Raw genomic sequence first — 17,581 nt, 5'->3', positions numbered from 1 at the left:
TCCCGGCTCATTCCTGAAACCAGCTTACTCACAGCGGCGGCTACCCTGGCTGCTACTGCTGGGAGCGGTTTTGTGCTTTGTAGGTGGTTACCTGGCCAGCCGCTACGCGCAAGCCCCGGGCATGGTGCAGCGTACCGATGTGGCGCGCCTGCAACAGCTGGTGCGGAATGCCGAAACCACGGCCCGCCGCGAAGCCGATACGGTGGCGGCCGAGTTGTCGCGCGGTAACTATAGCTTCCAAAAGCTTATTGCCCAGACTACGTACCCTACCTGCGTATTGGAAAATGGTGCCCTGCGCTACTGGTCCGATGCGACGTTGCGGCCGCAGGAGGATGCAGCCCGCACAACTGCCGAGCGCCTTGTGGAAACGTCGATGGGCCAGTTCCTGCAGTTGCGTCGACTGGCGGGGCGGCACCTGATTCTCGTTTACCTGCCTCTGGAACGGCACTACGACATCAGCAACCGCTACCTGCGGGAGGGCGGCGAGCAGGCGCTGTTTCGCGGGTTGGAACTGAAGGTGGTGGCGGACAGCACGGTCCACGGCCCGGCCCGGTTTGAGACACCCGACGGCCATTACCTGTTTTCTATCAAGCGTTTGCAGCCCAATCCGCTCACCGGGCAGTACGTGCCGCTGGCGTTGCTGGCGTTGGGCAGCCTGCTATATGCCATGGGGTGGCTGCTGCTGGCATGGCGCTGGTGGCAGGCCGGGCGGCCGCTGGCCGCTGTGGCTGCATTGGTCGTGCCTTTGGTGGCGCTGCGGGCGCTACTGCTGTACTTGGGGCTGCCGTATTCTTTTATCGAACTGCCCTTATTTGACCCCCGGGTGTATGCGGCCGCGTGGTGGGCGCCCTCGCTGGGCGACTTACTGCTCGATTCCCTGCTGGCTTTGCTGTTAGCCGTGGGCGGCGTGGCTTTGTGGCGGTATTTCCGGGTGCCGCAGCGGGTGCGGGCCCCGCGTGCGCTAAGCCGACAGGTCATGGCTGCAGTAGCGGTGGGGGCGGCTTTTTGTGGTTGGCTGGGACTGCTGTTTAGCTATTATAACACGGTTTTTGGCGGTTCCCAGCTGAGCCTCGATGTGAGCCGAAGCGTGCAGGTGACGGGATTCTGGGCGGTGCTGGCACTGGCGGTGCTGCTGCACACCGCCGCGTGGCTGGCCGGACTGTTCGGCCTGACGCAGCTGGCAGGCGCGTTGTTGCAGCATGTACCGCGCCGGCTGCTGCTGCTGGCTCCCGCGCTGGCTACGCTGCCGGTGCTGGGGGCGGGGCTGGTACTGGGTGAGCCGTGGGTGCTGCTGGTAGGGGTTTTGCTTTTGTTCGCCGCGCTGGTGCGGGCCATAAACCTACGGGCCGCGCCCACTACCAGTAATTACCAATCGTCGGTGTTGCTGGTGTTGCTGCTGGCCCTCACGGCGGCTACCGGGGCACTGGCGCTGTATTCCCGATTCGAAAAGCAGGTGCTGGTTGATAAGCAGCGACTGGCGGGTAATCTATTGGTTGATAACGATTTTCAGGGAGAGTTTCTGCTGAGTGAGAAGATGCACAAAATTGCGCACGACCCGTTTGTCCGGCGGGCGCTCACGGCCGCTTTTGGGCGTCCCGAAGTAGTGCGCGAGCGCATTGCCCGGCAATACCTGAGCGACTATTTCGATAAATACGAAAGCAACATCACGCTATATGATGCGGCGGGCGACCCGTTGGGCGCCCCAACAGGAACTCCCAGCCTACGCGAAGCCCGCGCAACTACTGAGCGACTGGCCAAGCCCACGGGGCAGGCCGGCGTGTTTCTGGTGCAGTCTGATAATCCGTTTGGCTCGCGGCGCTACGTGGCCCACATCACCGTGCCGGGGCAGCGGGTGAACGGAATTGGCTTACCGCTGGGGGCCGTGCGGGTAGAATTGACGCTCAAGAAGCTCACTTCCTACAGCGTGCTGCCGGAACTGCTGGTGGACCAGAAATTCTTTGAGCCCGGCCTAGCCACCGAGCTGAGCTATGCCGGCTACAACCACGGCCGGCTGGTGTACAGCGAAGGCGATTTTGACTACGCCAACCGCCTGCCCACGGCCCTGCTGACCGAGCCCCGCCTATACACCACGGGCCTCACGCGCAAGGGCTTCCATCAGTTTGCCGTGCGGGGCTCGCTGGACCGGACCGTGGTGGTGACCACGGCCACATATTCGCTGGGGGACTGGCTGGCCAATTTTTCGTTTCAATTCTTGCTATCGACGTTTTTCTGGCTGCTGCTGGGCGGCGTGGCCCTGCTGGTGCGCGGCCGGGCGCTGCCCCGGCTCAATTTCAGCACGCGCATTCAGCTGCTGCTGAACGTGGGTATTGTGGTGCCGCTGCTGGTGGTGAGCGTGGCCACGGCCAGCCAGCTTATCGACTCGTATAAGCGCGACCTGGCCCGCACGTATGAGCGGCGCGGCCAGCTGGCCTTGGAAAGCCTGCGCCGGCAGCGCCACCTGCTTTCCGACAGCACGGCCCGCCCCACGCTGGCTGTGCTGGCCAAAAACGTGGCTGCCCTCACCGAAACCGACCTCAACCTTTATGATGCCCACGGCGAGCTGCTGGCCAGCAGCCAGCCCCTCATTTTCGATGCCGGGCTGCTGGGGCCGCTGGTGAACCCGCAGGCCATGGTGGCATTGGGCGAGCGCAACCGGCCCCGCGTCCTGCTCACGGAGCGGGCCGGGTCGTTGTCGTTCAATTCGCTGTACCTGCCGGTGCGGGCCGGGGCAGGCGAGGCCGTGGTGACCGATTTGGCTGGGCACGCACTAGGGCACGGCAGCGCCGATGGCCCTGCGAAGAAAGGGCCGGTTTACGCGGTGCATTCGGTGTTTGATGATGACGACGGGTCGTCGTTCGACGAAACCGCGTTGCCCACCGGCCCAATTCTGGGCTACGTGGGCATTCCGTTCTTCGATTCGGAGAAAGCGCTGAATACCAAGCTCACAGAGCTGTTTACTACGATTCTCAACATCTTCACGCTGATGTTTCTGCTGTTTTTGGGGCTGGCATTTGTGGCGGCGCGGCAGCTCACGGCGCCCCTTAAGCTCATCACCGAAAAGCTTACGAAAACCACGCTCACCGGCGAAAATGAGTTGCTGGACTACCGCAGCTCCGACGACGAGATTGGCCTGCTGGTGCGCGAGTACAATACCATGCTCACCAAGCTGGAGGCTAGCAAGCGCGAGCTGGCCGCCCAGGAAAAGGAGGCGGCCTGGCGCGAAATGGCCCGGCAGGTGGCGCACGAAATCAAAAATCCACTCACGCCCATGAAGCTGAGCCTGCAGTTTTTGCAGAAAGCCATTGCTGAGCGCCGCCCCAATGCCGAGGAGCTTATCGGCCGCATCAGCCAGACGCTCATCACCCAGATTGACGTGCTGAGCGACATTGCCACCAGCTTCAGCACCTTCACCAACCTGCCCACCATGCGCCCCGAGCGGCTGGATATCGCCGCCGTGCTGCGCCGCTGCGCCGGCCTGCACCAGCCCGATACCGACGATGGTGCCCTGGCCCTGCACCTGCCGCCGGATGCCGAAACCGGCCGCTACGTGGTGTTTGCCGATGAAAACCTGCTGGTCCGTACCTTCAACAACCTGCTGATAAACGCCCGCCAAGCCGTGCCCGAAGGCCGCGCCCCGTACATCGACGTGTCGTTGGAAGCGGCTGGCGCGGGCAGCGTTCGCGTGGCCATCCGCGACAACGGCGCGGGCATTCCCGAGGAGGTGCGCGAGAAAATCTTCGTGCCGAATTTTACTACCAAGGCCAGTGGCTCGGGCATTGGGCTGGCGGTGGCCCGGCGCGGCATCGAGAGCGCCGGGGGCAAAATCTGGTTCGAAACCAAAGTGGGGGAGGGCACGGACTTTTTTATCGAGCTGCCGCTGGCGGGATAAAACGGCCCAAAAGCCCCCGCCACGGCACGAAACCCCCGGTTCGTGTCGTTACCTGCCAAACCCGACCTTTACCGCATGATTCGTCGCTTACGCCTGTGCTTCCCCTTGGTGGGCCTGCTCGTTGCGGCGCTTTTTTTTGTTGGTTGGGAGGCGCAGGCCCAGATTCGGCCTGTTTCAAAGGGTGAGGCGCCGCCGCCCAGCACCCGGCGCTGCCGCTGGGTGCGCCTAGCGCCGGGCCGCGACACCATCAGTTTCGCGCTTCTGGATTCGCTGACGGTGGTGCCTTCGTCGGTACTCATCAGTGGGCGCGGGGCCGACTACGATGGCCGCACCGACCGCTACCGCTGGGTGCGGCCCGCGCCGCGTGATAGCAGCGGCACCGGCCTGGCCGATTCTATTCTGGTGTGCTACCGGGTGTTGCCGTTGCGGCTCACGGCGGCGCGCTTCCGGCGGCCCCGCAGCCTGATGGACAGCCTGGGGTTTCGGCAGGTGGTTTCGCGGTTCGAGGATTTTTCGGTGAAAGAGCAGATTCTGAACACGCCGGGCGTGAGCAAAACCGGTAATCTGAGCCGGGGGCTGAGCTTTGGCAATACCCAGAATGTGTTTGTGAACTCGGCCCTGAACCTGCAGCTGGAAGGCCAGCTGGCGGAGAATATCCACCTCACGGCCGCCATTTCGGACCAGAACGTGCCTTTCCAGCCCGAGGGCAATACCCAGCAGCTCCAGCAGTTCGATAAAATCTACATCACCCTCACCAACCCCAACTGGAACCTGACGGCCGGCGACGTGGTGCTGCGCAACAAGCCCGACTACTTCCTGCGCTACTACAAAAACATTCAGGGTGCGGCCGTAGAGGCCAATTTCGGCCCGCCTATTGTGGGGCTGAGCAGTTTTGGGGCGACGCAGGGCGTGGCCAACGCGGTATTTTTGAACGGGGTGGCCGGGCAAGTGCCGGGCGGTGGCGTGGCTGGCCCGTCGCCGGCCACGCTCAACCCGCCGGCCATCAGCCAGCCCCAGCTCACGGACCCCAACCGGCTGCCGGGAGCGGGAAGCGGGGAGCGGGGAGTGGGCGACCGGGCCGGCGTGACCGGCACCACGGTGAGCAGCGCCGGGGTGCGCAAGGGGCTGGCTTGGCGCTCGTCGACCTCGATAGCGGGCGGGACGGCCAAGGGCAAATTTGCCAGTATCGATGTGCCGCCCATCGAAAACGTGCAGGGGCCGTACCGCCTCAGTGGACCGAACGGCGAGCAGTTCATCATCGTGCTGGCCAATTCGGAGAAGGTATACCTCGACGGCCGCCTACAAAGCCGGGGCTTCGATGCCGACTACACCATTGATTACAACCTGGCCGAAGTCACGTTCACGCCGCGCCACCTCATCACCCGCAACTCGCGGATTAAGATTGATTTCGAGTATTCCGACCTCAACTATTCCCGCTCGCTGGTGGCCGCCAGCCACTACCAGCAGCTGGGCCGCCTGAGCGTGCACGCCAACCTTTACCAGGAAGCCGATAACCCCGACAACGCCCCCAACCTCAACCTCAACGACACCTTGCGCGCCGCCCTGCGCCGCGCCGGCAACGTGGCCGTGGCCACCGCCACCGGCGGCGATTCGGTGACTTACGACCGCCGCATTGTGCAGTACCACCGCGAGCTGCGGCTGGTGGGCAGCCAGCGCGTGCCGGTGTTCACCTACGTGGGGGCCGATACGCCGATTGACTCGCTGCGCGGCTCCTACACCGTGCGTTTCACCGATGTGGGCCAGGGCAATGGCGACTACGTGCGCAGCACCAACCCGCGCTTCCTCACCACCAACGGCACCGTGTACGAGTACCTGGGGCCGGGCCTGGGCCGCTACCGCCCGGTGCGCCTCATCCCCACGCCGCTGCTGAAGCAGCTGGTGACGGCCGGCCTCAGCTACCAGCTGGACAGCAGCACAACGGTGTTCGCGGACGTGGCCCGCTCGCGCCTCGACCGCAACCGCTTCTCGACGGAAAGCGACCAGGATGGGGCCATGCACGTCGGCTACGTGGTGCAGAACCGACGGTTGCCCGCCGCGCTGGCCAATGGCATTCTGAAGGATTACCGCCTGCGCTCGTCGCTCGACTACGAGTACACCGGCAAGCGCTTCGCGCCAATTGACCGCTACCGCGACATTGAATTCGACCGGAACTGGAGCAACGTGAGCACCACACCGGCTACCGGCACCACGCCCGTGGCGCGGGAGGACAATATCTTCAACTTCAGTGTGGGGGCTAATAAGGATGCGAACAATGGCGTTAATTATCGCCTGAGCCGCCGCTTCCGGCCTGGCGAGGTGAACGGGCTCCAGCATTGGCTGGACGCGGCCCAGAAGGTGGGCAACCTGGAGATGCGCGGCTCGCTGTTTTTGCTGAATTCGGATGCCGGGCGCTTCCATTCCAGCTGGGCGCGGGGCGAGGCCACTGGGCGCTTCGTGGGCGGCCGAATCGTGCCCGGCTACACCTATCGGTTCGATAAAAACCGCGTAAGCTCCGCGACTACTGACACCATTCGCTCGGCCAACTACTTCGATGAGCACGACGTGTTTATCCAGAGCCGCGACTCGGCCCGCACCCAGTTTCGGCTCGACTACGCCTACCGCCGCGACCAGACCCCCAACCGCGAGCAAAACGCCCTGCAACGGCGCGGCACCGCTCAAACCTGGCAGGCCACGCTGGCCTCGCGCCTGGGCAAAACCCAGGATATCAGGGTGCTGGGTACTTTCCGCGACCTCGACTCCTTGGGCCTGGCGAGCAACCGCACGGTGCTGGGCCAAGTGTTTTACAACGCCGGCCTGCTGCAAAACCAAATCCGCTCCGAGCTGAACTACAGCGTGGCCACCGGCCGCGAGCTGAAGCGTGACTATTCGTTTCTGGCTGTGCCGGCGGGGCAGGGCACGCACTATTATGCCGGCGACCTCAACGGCAACGGCCGCGAGGACAAAGACGAGTTTTTTGAGGCCCAAACGCCGGACGCGCAGTACCGCACCTATATCAAAGTATACCTGCCCACCACCGATTACATCACCGCCTTCACCAACCGGCTGGCCTACCGCCTCACCACCAGCGCCCCGCGCGGCTGGCGCGAAGCCGGCGGCTGGCGGGCGGCGGCGGCGCGCTTCGCCACGCTCACCAGCATCACTGTAGACCGCCGCACCACCGACCCGGCCGTGCTCAAGCGCCTCAGCCCGTTCAGCTTTGATAAGGAGGATGCCCAGCTGCTGGCTTTCAATCAGCTGTTTCGCAACACGCTGTATTTCAACCGGTCGAACCCCATTTTTGGGGCAGAATTCACGGTGCAGCAGACCCAGCAGAAAACCTTGCTCGCCCAGGGCTCCGATTTGCGCAACCTTACCACGCAGAGCGTGCTGCTGCGCCGCACGCTGGCTGCCTCGTTCACGGGCCGCCTCACGGGCTCGCGTGACATCCGCGAAGCCACCAGCAGCTACTTGCTGGCCCGCAACTACCGCCTGCTGATTTACACCGTTCAGCCCGAAATCAGCTACCAGCCCACGCCCGTGCTACGCCTGACGGGCACCTATGCGCACACCTTCAAGCAAAATACCCTCGATGCGCCCCTGCCCACGCTGCCCACGCCCACCCCGGCCGAAACCCACCCCGGCTTTTTTGATGATTTGGGCCTTGAAGCCCGCCTGAGCCAGGTAAGCAAGCGCACCATTTCGGCCGCCACGCACTTCACCCGCGTGCAGTTCGACGTGGACCCCGCCGCCCTTAATTCCGTGGTGGCCATCGAAATCCTCAACGCCCTGCGCCCCGGCAGCAACTTCACCTGGAACCTAAACGTGGAGCAGCGCCTCAGCAACGGCCTCAACATCACGCTGGCCTACGACGGCCGCAAAGCCAGCAACCTCAACACCGTGCATACCGGCCGCATGCAGGTGGCGGTGCTGTTTTAGGGCGTTGAGGGCCGCACCACTTTCAGTCCCAGCGGAGTGAGGTGGTCGAAATCCTTATCAGCGGTATGTAGCTCCAACTCGAAGAAGAGCGCCGTGGCAGCAATCCACAAATCATTTTTGCCCATGTTGCGGGCCGACATGCCGGTGGGCAGCGGTTCTAATTCGGCTGTAAGCATCGATGCGGGCATAAGCCGGCAGTAGCCGCTCCGTTATGTCGATTATGCCAAATCTTTCCAGGATGGCACGCATTACGCTGACTTTCTGATAGCCCCAATCGGCTTTCAGCGCGAAGGCTTCGAGTTCGCCTGCCACAATCACCGACAAAATAGTTCGGGCGGGCAGCGTTATACCGCGCCGGATGTGTTCGACAACCAAATCTGTATCAAAGACCATTGGCGGAGGCTTGGCGTTCCTGTTCCAATATCTCGTCCATGCGCCGGTTTTCCTCGTCTGTAAAGTGAATGGCCGGCATTGGGAACGGACCCGCCTGGGCTTGGTGGTCAAGAAACCGTTCTACACCCCAACGCTTGATGTCCTCGGGGCGGTACGAATTGATACCCGGCTTTTTAGGCGGGATGGGTTCGAGGTTGATGGTTGGATTTATGAGCAGATAGTTGATTAGAAGCCGAAAGTTAATCGTCCGAGGTGCTAACGCTGCCCCGCCGCTTCTAGTTTAATGGCGCCATACCTCTGCTTTCGCCGCCTGCTTGGCCGCCCGGGCTGCCAGCCCGGCCGTGAGCTCGCGCTGCTTGAAGCACAGCGGCAAGGCCGTGCCCGAGCGGAAGGCGCGCACCGTGATTTCGGCGCAGGCGCGGGCGTCACTCAGCGCATCGTGGTGGTTGAGGGCGATGCCGAATTGCCCGGCTACGTGGTCGAGCTTGTGGCGCTCGAAATGGGGCCAGCACAGTTTGGCCAGCTTCACCGAGCATAGGGCGTGGAAGGCGGGAATGGGCAGGCCGAAATCGCGGCAGCTGTATTCGAGCACGCTCACGTCGAAGGCCGAGTTGTGGGCCGCTACGGGCTGCTGGTGCAGATAGGGCAGGAGCTGGGGCCACACGTCGGCCAGGCTGGGGGCGTGGTGCAGCTCGGCTTCCGAAATGCCGTGCACCTGCTGGTTGCGCCAGTCCATGCGCAGCACGCGGGGGCGCAGCAGGGTGGCGTAGGTTTCCACAATCTGGCCGCCGCGCACCCGCACCACGCCCACGGCGCAGGCACTGTCGCGGCGCTCATTGGCGGTTTCAAAGTCAATGGCCGTGAAGTCGAGGTTGGCCAGAGCCCGGGTAATGTCAGCTTGCATAATAAGCAAGTTAGCCGTTGCAGGGCTAATCTGCGCTATCGCATCAGGGCGATTGAGGGGCGGGCAGGGGCGGGGCGGCCGCGTCGCAGCACACGTCGGGCACCTCGAAGTAGCGCTCCATCACGCCGTTAATTGTGCCCGCGCAGCCCGGCGTGAGGTCAATATCAAACTCAATATCCGAGCTGAATTGATGCAGGGGCGCCAGTATCCGGCCATAGGCCAGCCGCAATGGAGGCAGCGTAACCTGAACCTTCTCGGCGCTGTGCGCCGCCCGCAACGCGGCAAAGCGGGCCTGCATCTGGGCATCGAACGGGGCAGCGCTGGTGGCTAGCTCCCGCCAGGCTTCGGGTACATGGCCCGCCCCAAATGCGCCCATGAACAACAGCACAAGCAACAGCCGAAGCTGCCATTGCCGCGCCTTGCCCCCGCCACCAGAATGCAGCGGCTGCTGCCCCACCAGCCACCCCAGCCCGGCCGTGGAAAGCAGGAGTACAAGCAGAATCTCGTTCTGCGCGCGGGGCAATGGCGCACCTACTACTAAGTGCCGGAAGAGCAGGAACCCAATGAAATTCAGCAGCCCAAACGCTAATGCCACCGCCCACCATTGCCGATGCGAAAGAGCACTAGCGGGTTGGTCTTTAGTTAATTGTTGGCGCCCAATTAGAAGCCCCGCTACTCCGGCCGCCAGCACGCTCAGCGCAACCAGCGGCTTACCTAGAAACAGCACCATCGAATACAAGGCGCGGGGGGCGAGTACCAGCCAGCGGTAGGCGTGGTAGGGGTCGGAGGGCGGGGCCATGGCGGCCACGCGGGCCCAGTTGCCAGGAGCCGCCGCTGCCAGCGCGACAGCCGCTGCGCCGATGGCTAGCCACAGCAGCAATTTGGGGCGGGCATTTTTGGGCAGCGCGAAGCCCAGCAGCGCGAGTACGGGCACAGCCTGCACCAGCGTCAGCTCGTTGCCGGTGAGGGCCAGCACCAAGGGCAGGCAGGCCAGTCCCGCGTTGCGCCACTGCGCCGGGGCAGGCCCCCAGCCAGCCCGCAGGGTCAGGGCCGTGAAATTCAACAGCCCCATCAGCGGCAGCTGATAGGCCACAATGCCGCTGAACCAGTACAGGAACGAAAACGGTGAGGGCGCGGCATTGCAGAACAGCGCCAGCAGCAACCCCGCCGCCCACAGGGCCTGGCCCCAGGAACAGGCCCGCCGCAAAGCCGTGTGCCCCAGCACTCGCAGCAAATGCGCCAGACTGGCCCACTGCGCAACAAATGCGGTGGCAGCCACCAATTTCACCCCAGCCAGCCAGTCGTAGGCCACGGGGTTGAGCACCGTCATAATGAAGGTGGTGGTGAAGCGGCCGGTCCAGGTTTGAAACAGCCACAGCTGCACGCCCCAGGTGCCGTGCTCCCGCATCCAGTAGGCGTTGCGGAAGTCGTCGAAAAACGGCTGGTTGAAGGCGGTGAGCAGTAGAAAGGGCAGTAGCGCCAGCAGCAAAGCCAGGCGGAGCAGATACAGGCGTAGCTTAGAAATAGGCAAAGTCGGGGGAGCTACTGAAAATTGACGGCGCTCTGCATGATGTTCGGCCGCAAATAAAATTAAAGCCCGGCCAGCTTGCGGGCGGCCTTCACCACGGCCAATTCGGCCTGGCCGGCGGGGGCCTGCGCGGCATCCAGGGTGGCGCGGGTGGCGGCCAGCCAGGCCAGCGAGGGCGACTTGCCGGTTTGTAGCTGCGTGAGGCGCTCCAGCACCACCGTGGCCACGGCAGCGAGGCGGGTGGAGAGCGGGCCGTATTCGGTCAGGCTCGGGTTAGCGGCCAGCAGGGGTTGGAGCATGATGTCATTGGCCTGCCAGCGGATGGCCTGGGCCCGCAACGCCGCCAACTGGCGCAGCGAGGCGGGCAGCCAGTTGGGGGAAGTGGGCTTGAAAGCCACCACGCTATCTACCAGCACGGCAAACCGGCGGGCTACTTCCGACTCGGATGGCGCGGCATCGGCCAGGCGGTTCAGTACGCTGGCGGTGGTGTAGTCATAGCCCTGAAAATGGCGCTTGTATTCCTTCACCGGCTCAACTACCTCGGCCAGGGTGCGCAGCGGTAATACGCTGGCAGTACCGGCCATTTGCCTGAGCAGCAGCTCGGGCGCGCGGCGGTGGCGCAGGCCCAGCGTTTCAAGCTGCGGCGAAAGCAGGTTGAGCCGGCGGTACATATCGGCTACGTCCTGGGTGGCTGCCTGGGCCGACCATAGCCGCTCGGCCACGGCCGCTGCCCGGGGCCAGATGCGCGAGTCGAGCACCGTTGAGTCGGCGAATTCGGCCCACATGGCGGCCTCGCCGCCCAGCACCAGCTTCTGCTCGGCGGGCGTGAGGGACGTGTCGGCCGGCAATGGGTCGGTGAGGTAGGAGCTGGCCGCGCTGTAGTTCAGGTCGAGATAATAGCCGTTTGAAAGCAGTACCGGATGGCCCAGCTTGGCGGCATCGCTCAGTCCTTTTTTGCCGCGCCAGCTCTGGATGACTACTTCCTTGGGCAAGTCGGGCCCCAGGATTTCATCCCAGCCAATCATGGTTTTGCCGCGCTGCTGCAGCAGGGCCAATACCCGGCGGTTGAAATAGGTTTGCAACTGGTGCTTGTCCACGGTTTTGCCGTCGGCCTTCACCATTTTGTTCGCCTTCATGTACGCCACGATGCGCGGGGTGCGCCGCCAGTTGCGGCCGTCGTTCTCGTCGCCGCCGGCGTGGAAGTAGGGGTCTGGGAACAGGCCCGTCATCTCGGTCAGCAGCGAATCGAGGAAGGTGTAAGTGGTTTCGCGGGTGGGGTCGATGGCCACGTTGGTGGTGCGCCACTTCTGGTAAGGCGCGTACACCGAGTCGTTGGAGGCCAGGCGCGGGTAAGCCACAATCCAGCTGGTGGTGTGGCTGGGCATGTCGAGCTCCGGCACCACCCGGATGCCGCGCGCCGCCGCATAGGCCACCACTTCGCGCACCTCGGCCTGGGTGTAAAAAAGCCCGTCGGTGCTGCCCACGGTCTGCAGGCGCGGAAAAACCTTGCTCTCGATGCGAAAGCCCTGGTCGTCGGTGAGATGCCAGTGCAGCACGTTCAGCTTCACGGCGGCCATGCCGTCGAGGTTGCGCTTGATGACGGCCACCGGCATGAAGTGCCGCGCCGCGTCAATCAGTAGCCCGCGCCAGGCAAAGCGCGGCTGGTCCTGAATATCTACTTCGGGCAGGTAGCGCTGCTTTTTCTCGATAATGGGCAGCTGCTCCAGCGTGGCCAGGGCCCGCAGCACGCCCAGGCTGGTGGGGGCGTCGATGCTCACGCCCATCGGCGTCACGCGCAACGAGTACCGTTCCTCGTCAAGCTTCTCGGGCTGGCCCGCGCGGCCGTAGCGGATTTGCAGCACCGGCCCTTTGGCTGGTTCGGCCGGGCCTTGCAGCCGGGCCAGCATGCGGCGAGCTGCCGCCGCTACCGCCGGGTCGGGCGGGGTATCGAACTGCAATTTTAGCGGCGTTCTCAGGTTCAGGCGGCCCTGGCCCCAGTGCATCTCGGCCGGTAGGGGCAGGAGGCCGTGGCGGGACTGGGCCCACGAAATATGACTAAAAAGTGCCAGCAAGGCACCAAGACAACTCCAGAATCTCATCATTTCGACAAAGTACGGGGTTCGCCCATTCCAGAACGGCCATTTCTTCCCAATTTGCCGAAGTTTAGAACAATTTGCCCTTTTATGAAATCACCTTCCTGGCTGGCGTGGCTGTTTTGCAGCCTTTTCATTGTGAGCGTGGGGCTAGTGGGAAACCACCTCGTGCCCGGCTCCAGTGACCGGGGCCCCGTCCGGGTAATCGCGTGGGACGTGTCGGGCTACTACCTCTATCTACCCGCCATCTTCATTCACCACGACCTGAAAGAGCTGCGTTTTCACGAGCAAATGCTGCACGACTACGCGCCCACGCCCGACTTTCAGCAGGCCTTTCAGCACCCGGGCAGCGGGCACTACGTGATGAAGTATTCGGCGGGCATGGCTGTGCAATACCTGCCTTTTTTTCTGGTGGCGCACGCGCTGGCCGCGCCGCTGGGCTACCCCGCCGATGGATTTTCGCCGCCTTATCAAATTGCCCTGCTGGTGGCCAGCCTGCTGGTGGCGGTGCTGGGGCTGGCATTGGTGCGGCGGGCGCTGCTGCCGCGCTTTGGCGAGTGGCCCACGGCCCTCACGCTGCTGGCCATCGTGCTGGGAACCAACTATTTTAACTACACGGCGCTGGGCGGGGCCATGACGCATAACTGGCTGTTTACCTGGTACGTGGTGCTGCTGCTGCTCACACCGGCTTTCTACGAGCGGCCCACCCTGGGGCGGGCCCTGGCCATTGGGGCCACGGTGGGCCTCATGGTCCTCACGCGCCCCAGCGAAATCCTGGCGGCCCTTATTCCGCTGCTGTGGGGCCTGCGCCTCGCCTGGCCGGTGGTGCGCGAGCGGCTGGCGTTCTGGCGGCAGCACGCGGGGCTGCTGCTGGCAGCGGGGCTGGTGGGCGGGGCCGTGCTCGGCATTCAGCCGCTGTACTGGCACTACGTGAGCGGCGATTGGGTGGTGTATAGCTACCAGGGCCAGGGGTTTAGCTGGTTTCATCCGCACTTGATAGTCGGTATTTTTAGCTTCAAGAGCGGCTGGCTGCTGTATTCGCCCATACTGGTGGTGGCCTTGGTGGGGTTTTGGGCGCTGCGACGGCAGCAGGCGGCCGCGTTCTGGCCCATGCTGGTGTTTATCGGGCTGTTTATATACGTCACCTTCGCTTGGGACGAATGGCTGTATGGCGGCTCGCTGGGCCAGCGGGCCATGGTGCAGAGCTATGCCGTGCTGGCCTGGCCCTTTGCGGCGGCCCATGCCTGGCTGCTGACGCGGCGGCCGTGGCTGCTGGCCTACATCGGGTTTGCCGCCTTAACCTGCTACTACAATCTCTGGCTGACTTACCAGGCTCATGGCGGCATGCTGGTGGTGGGGCAAATGTCCCGCGCGTACTGGTGGCGCATACTGGGGCACAACTCCGTGCCGGCCGAGGCCCGGCTGCTGCTCGATACGGACTATGATTTCACGGGCACGCCGCGCAACTCCCGGCTGCTATGGCAGCAGGACTTTGAAACCAGCGACAGTGGCGCCTGCGGCCAGCCGGCACTGAAAGACAAATGCTCGCTGCTGCTCGACAATGACCACCCCCACAGTCCCGAATACACGATTGCGGCCCGGTCCGGGCAGTTTAAGTGGGTGCAGGGCAGCGCCCTTGCCAGCAGCACCGAGGGTGAACAGCCGGAAGGAAAAATGACACAGTTTGTGGTGCGGTTTTGCCAAGGCTCGCGCATTGTGCGCGAGCGCACGGTGCAGTTCCAGCGCGCCCTGCAACCCAACTGGCCACAGGAGCTGCATTTCTACATCAAAGCCCCGCACGAGGAGTTCGACCACATCACGGTGGTGTTTCTGCATTATGGGCAGGCCACCGTGCGGTTCGATGATGCCCAGCTTACCGGTTTCGATGATTAAGCCACGGGTCTATATCAGCCCCCGGGCTTTGAATTCGAGGTATTTGTTGATGGTGTTCGCCGTCAAATCCTTGGGCGCGGTGAGCAGCGAATAGATGCCATAGCGCTGCAATTCGAGCACAATCTGGCGCTTTTCCTGGGCAAATTTCTCGGCGATGGTCTGGTTGTACACGTCCTCCGTGGTGGCGGCCGGGGCCTCGAGGAAGGCGCGCAGCTCGGTGTTTTCGAAGAACACCACCAGCAGCAAATGGTCTTTGGCCAGCCGGCGCAGGTAGGGCAGCTGGCGTTGCATGCCGTGCAGCGTTTCGAAATTGGTGAACAGAATGAGCAGGCTGCGCTGCTTGATGCGCGCCCGCACCGTGGCGTACAGCAGCTCGAAATCGGTTTCGAGGTACTTGGTTTTCTGGCGGTAGAGGATTTCGAGCAGCTTCAGCAGGTGGCCGGGGCGGCGGTCGGCGGCCAGCATGGCCCCGGGCCGGTTCGAGAAGGTGAGCAGGCCGGCCTTGTCGTGCTTGAGCAGGGCAATGTTGCTGACTACCAGTGTGGCATTGATAGCGTAGTCGAGCAGGCTCAGGCCGTCGAACGGCATCCGCATCACGCGGCCCTTATCAATGAGGCAGTATACCTGCTGGGCGCGCTCGTCCTGGAAGTGGTTTACTACCAGCGCATCAGCGGCGCCGGTGCCGGCGCGGCGGGCGGTGGCTTTCCAGTTCATGCTGCGCGGGTCGTCGCCGGGCACGTAGGGCCGGATTTGCTCAAACTCCATGCTGTGGCCCACGCGCCGGATGCGCTTCACGCCCACCTCCGTGAGGCGGTTGTGGATGGCCAGCAGCTCGTACTGCCGCATTTGCAGGAACGACGGGTACACGGGCACTACCTTGCCCTGCGCGTAGCGAAACCGCCGCCGCACCAGTCCCAGCGGCGAAGCGGCGTAAATATTCAACGCCCCAAATGCGTATTCGCCGCGCTTGGTGGGCCGTAGCTGGTAGTCGATAATCTGGGTTTCGCCGGGCTGGATGGCGGTTTTGAACAATACATCACGCCGCTGAAACTGGTGCGGAATCTCATCAATCGTCTCGGTCCGAATGGCAAAGCGGTAGCGGTTTTCGAGGTAAATCCGCACGTCGTTGTCCGAGCCGTTGGCCAGCTTATCGCCCAGCACCCGCCGCCCAAACACTGGCGCGGTCTGGCCCCTGGCGGGCGCGTAGAGCAGCAGCGCATCAAGCAGCGCCAGCAACACGAAGAGGCCTAGGGCGATTTTCATCGGCCCCAGCAGCCAGGGCAGAAAAAAGGCCACCACGAAGCCAGCCGCAATGGCCGCCAGCACCTGGAAAAAACGGGAGGTAAGAAATAACGTCAAGGGTAGCCGGCGTGAAGGGAAAGGCAATATTCGGTAATTTCATCCCAACCTGCTGCGCACCGTAGCGCGAACTTCGTAGTTCGCGTCCCCGCGCCGGCTGTCCGGTTGCGAAATGTGCAGGAACGCGAACTACAAATTCCGCACGCTACACCGCGTTGCGCACAATGCCGCCATCCACGCGCAGGGCCGCGCCGTTGATGGCCCCGGCCAGCGGGCTGGCCACAAACACAGCAAAATCAGCAATTTCCTTGGGCTGAATGAGGCGGCCGATGAGCGAAGTGGGCCGGTTCTCGGCCATGAAGCGGCGCTCGGCGGCGGCATAATCAGCTTCGTCGGGGAATACCTGGCGGATGAATTCTTCCACGCCGGGCGTGTGCGTCGAGCCGGGCATCAGGGTGTTCACCGTCACGGCCGTGCCTTTGGTGAGTTCGGCCAGGCTGCGCGAAATGGAGAGCTGCATGAGCTTGGTAGCACTGTAGTGGGCCATTTCGGGGGCCGGGTTCAGCGCCGATTCGCTGCTGATGAACAGGATGCGGCCGGTGTTGCGGGCCAGCATGCCGCGCAGGTAGTGACGGCTCAGGCGCACGCCGCTCATCATGTTCACCTCGAACAGCCGCTGCCAGGCCTCATCGGTGGTGTCGAAGAAATCGGAGACTTCATAAATGCCCAGGTTATTGATGAGCACGTCTACCTCAGGGTAGTGCGCAATGGTGTGTGCGGTGCCTTCCGCCGTGCCGTTGTCGGCGGCCAGGGGCAGCAGCTGGGCCTTTGGAAACTCCTGTTGCAGCTCGGCAATGGCCTGCGTCACACTAGCTTCGGAGCGGCCGTTGATGATGACTTTAGCGCCTTCGCGGGCAAAGGCGCGGGCCATTTCCAAGCCAATGCCGCCGGTTGAGGCGGTAATGAGCACGGTCTTATCGGTGAGTTGAACGTCCATGATGCGGGGGATTGAGGATGAAAGCAGCCGGCCGAAACGCAGGCTGAATAATGGGTAACCCGCCACGGCGGCTCCCGGTTATGGTTTCCGCAAGGCGTCGCGCACTGCCATTAGCGCAAAGCCCAGCAGATTTGGCCCCAGCCAGCGACTAGGATTGGCGGCATCCGGGGCATCAGCAGCCAGCCCAATGCCCCAGATGGTATCCACCGGACTGGCTTCGACCAGTACCCGGTCGTTCGTGGAGAGTAAGAATTTTGCCAGATTCGGATGCTGCCCAAACTTGTGCAGGTTGCCGGCCAGCACGATTTCAACCTTGCGCGCTTCCCAGATTTCGGGCTCGAAACCCTGAATTTCGCGGCCCAGCTTTTTGGCTTCGGCCGGACTTTTGGCGGCCAGAATTTCGGCCAGTATGTTGTCATCATTAAACAGCCGCGCTTTTTCGGCCATCATCCAATGCTCGGTTGAGCGATAAGTGATGCCGGCCACTACAAAATCGGCCAGCCACCACTGGCTCAGGCAGGATTTGGTGATGGCACCATCCCTGCTAGGCTGGTCGCCCCAGAAGAACAGGTACTTGACGCGTGCATCCTGCGCCAACTGGGTGAGCAGCCACTCGGTGGAATAAGTCATCGCAAAGGATATTTTAAGC

11 protein-coding genes are annotated in these 17,581 nt (G+C 63.2%); 4 read left to right on the top strand and 7 right to left on the bottom strand.

What is annotated here, in order from left to right; translation table 11 throughout:
• Positions 1 to 70: 70 nt before the first annotated feature.
• Together HBN54_RS20455 and HBN54_RS20450 are read left to right on the top strand one after the other, a co-directional pair.
• Positions 71 to 3,889, top strand: a complete 3,819-nt coding sequence (locus HBN54_RS20455; protein WP_235955630.1) for a sensor histidine kinase — start codon at positions 71 to 73, stop codon at positions 3,887 to 3,889.
• Positions 3,890 to 3,964: 75 nt separating this feature from the next.
• Positions 3,965 to 7,825 (top strand): hypothetical protein, encoded by a 3,861-nt coding sequence (locus HBN54_RS20450; protein ID WP_168675094.1) that lies wholly within the window; start codon positions 3,965 to 3,967, stop codon positions 7,823 to 7,825.
• Here the strand turns inward: HBN54_RS20450 and HBN54_RS20445 are convergent.
• On the bottom strand, positions 7,822 to 8,001 hold the full coding sequence (locus HBN54_RS20445) for a type II toxin-antitoxin system VapC family toxin (RefSeq protein ID WP_168675093.1): 180 nt from the start codon (positions 7,999 to 8,001) through the stop codon (positions 7,822 to 7,824). The genes HBN54_RS20450 and HBN54_RS20445 overlap by 4 nt on opposite strands.
• A gap of 227 nt (positions 8,002 to 8,228) precedes the next feature.
• Here HBN54_RS20445 and HBN54_RS20440 point away from each other — a divergent pair, with 227 nt between their 5' ends.
• Positions 8,229 to 8,447 (top strand): hypothetical protein, encoded by a 219-nt coding sequence (locus HBN54_RS20440; protein WP_168675092.1) that lies wholly within the window; start codon positions 8,229 to 8,231, stop codon positions 8,445 to 8,447.
• Positions 8,448 to 8,498: 51 nt separating this feature from the next.
• On the opposite strand, the gene HBN54_RS20435 is transcribed toward HBN54_RS20440, so the two are convergent.
• Genes HBN54_RS20435 through HBN54_RS20425 form a run of 3 tightly spaced genes read right to left on the bottom strand, consistent with a single transcriptional unit; the run spans position 8,499 to position 12,752 of the window.
• Entirely contained in the window at positions 8,499 to 9,122 is a 624-nt protein-coding gene (locus tag HBN54_RS20435; RefSeq protein WP_168675091.1) for a 3'-5' exonuclease, read from the bottom strand.
• 43 nt (positions 9,123 to 9,165) lie between these two features.
• Complete coding sequence (locus HBN54_RS20430; RefSeq protein WP_168675090.1) at positions 9,166 to 10,653, bottom strand: hypothetical protein; 1,488 nt, start codon at positions 10,651 to 10,653, stop codon at positions 9,166 to 9,168.
• A 59-nt stretch (positions 10,654 to 10,712) separates the two neighbouring features.
• Positions 10,713 to 12,752, bottom strand: a complete 2,040-nt coding sequence (locus HBN54_RS20425; protein ID WP_168675089.1) for a beta-N-acetylhexosaminidase — start codon at positions 12,750 to 12,752, stop codon at positions 10,713 to 10,715.
• 81 nt (positions 12,753 to 12,833) lie between these two features.
• Here HBN54_RS20425 and HBN54_RS20420 point away from each other — a divergent pair, with 81 nt between their 5' ends.
• Positions 12,834 to 14,636: a hypothetical protein gene (locus HBN54_RS20420; RefSeq protein WP_168675088.1), complete on the top strand. Its 1,803-nt coding sequence runs from the start codon at positions 12,834 to 12,836 to the stop codon at positions 14,634 to 14,636.
• 9 nt (positions 14,637 to 14,645) lie between these two features.
• Here HBN54_RS20420 and HBN54_RS20415 read toward each other — a convergent pair whose 3' ends face one another.
• From HBN54_RS20415 to HBN54_RS20405, 3 genes are all read right to left on the bottom strand, one after another.
• The gene (locus HBN54_RS20415) at positions 14,646 to 15,995 is read right to left on the bottom strand and encodes a DUF58 domain-containing protein (protein ID WP_235955629.1); all 1,350 of its coding nucleotides are present in this window, start codon (positions 15,993 to 15,995) and stop codon (positions 14,646 to 14,648) included.
• A 145-nt stretch (positions 15,996 to 16,140) separates the two neighbouring features.
• Complete coding sequence (locus HBN54_RS20410) at positions 16,141 to 16,932, bottom strand: SDR family NAD(P)-dependent oxidoreductase (protein ID WP_168675087.1); 792 nt, start codon at positions 16,930 to 16,932, stop codon at positions 16,141 to 16,143.
• A gap of 78 nt (positions 16,933 to 17,010) precedes the next feature.
• Positions 17,011 to 17,562 carry an NADAR family protein gene (locus tag HBN54_RS20405; protein ID WP_168675086.1) on the bottom strand — a complete coding sequence of 184 codons (552 nt, stop codon included), beginning with the start codon at positions 17,560 to 17,562 and terminating at the stop codon, positions 17,011 to 17,013.
• Between the last annotated feature and the right edge of the window lie 19 nt (positions 17,563 to 17,581).

This window comes from Hymenobacter artigasi (genome assembly GCF_012275535.1).
In the GTDB taxonomy this organism is placed as follows: domain Bacteria; phylum Bacteroidota; class Bacteroidia; order Cytophagales; family Hymenobacteraceae; genus Hymenobacter; species Hymenobacter artigasi.
This window is presented reverse-complemented; position numbering and strand designations above follow the sequence as displayed.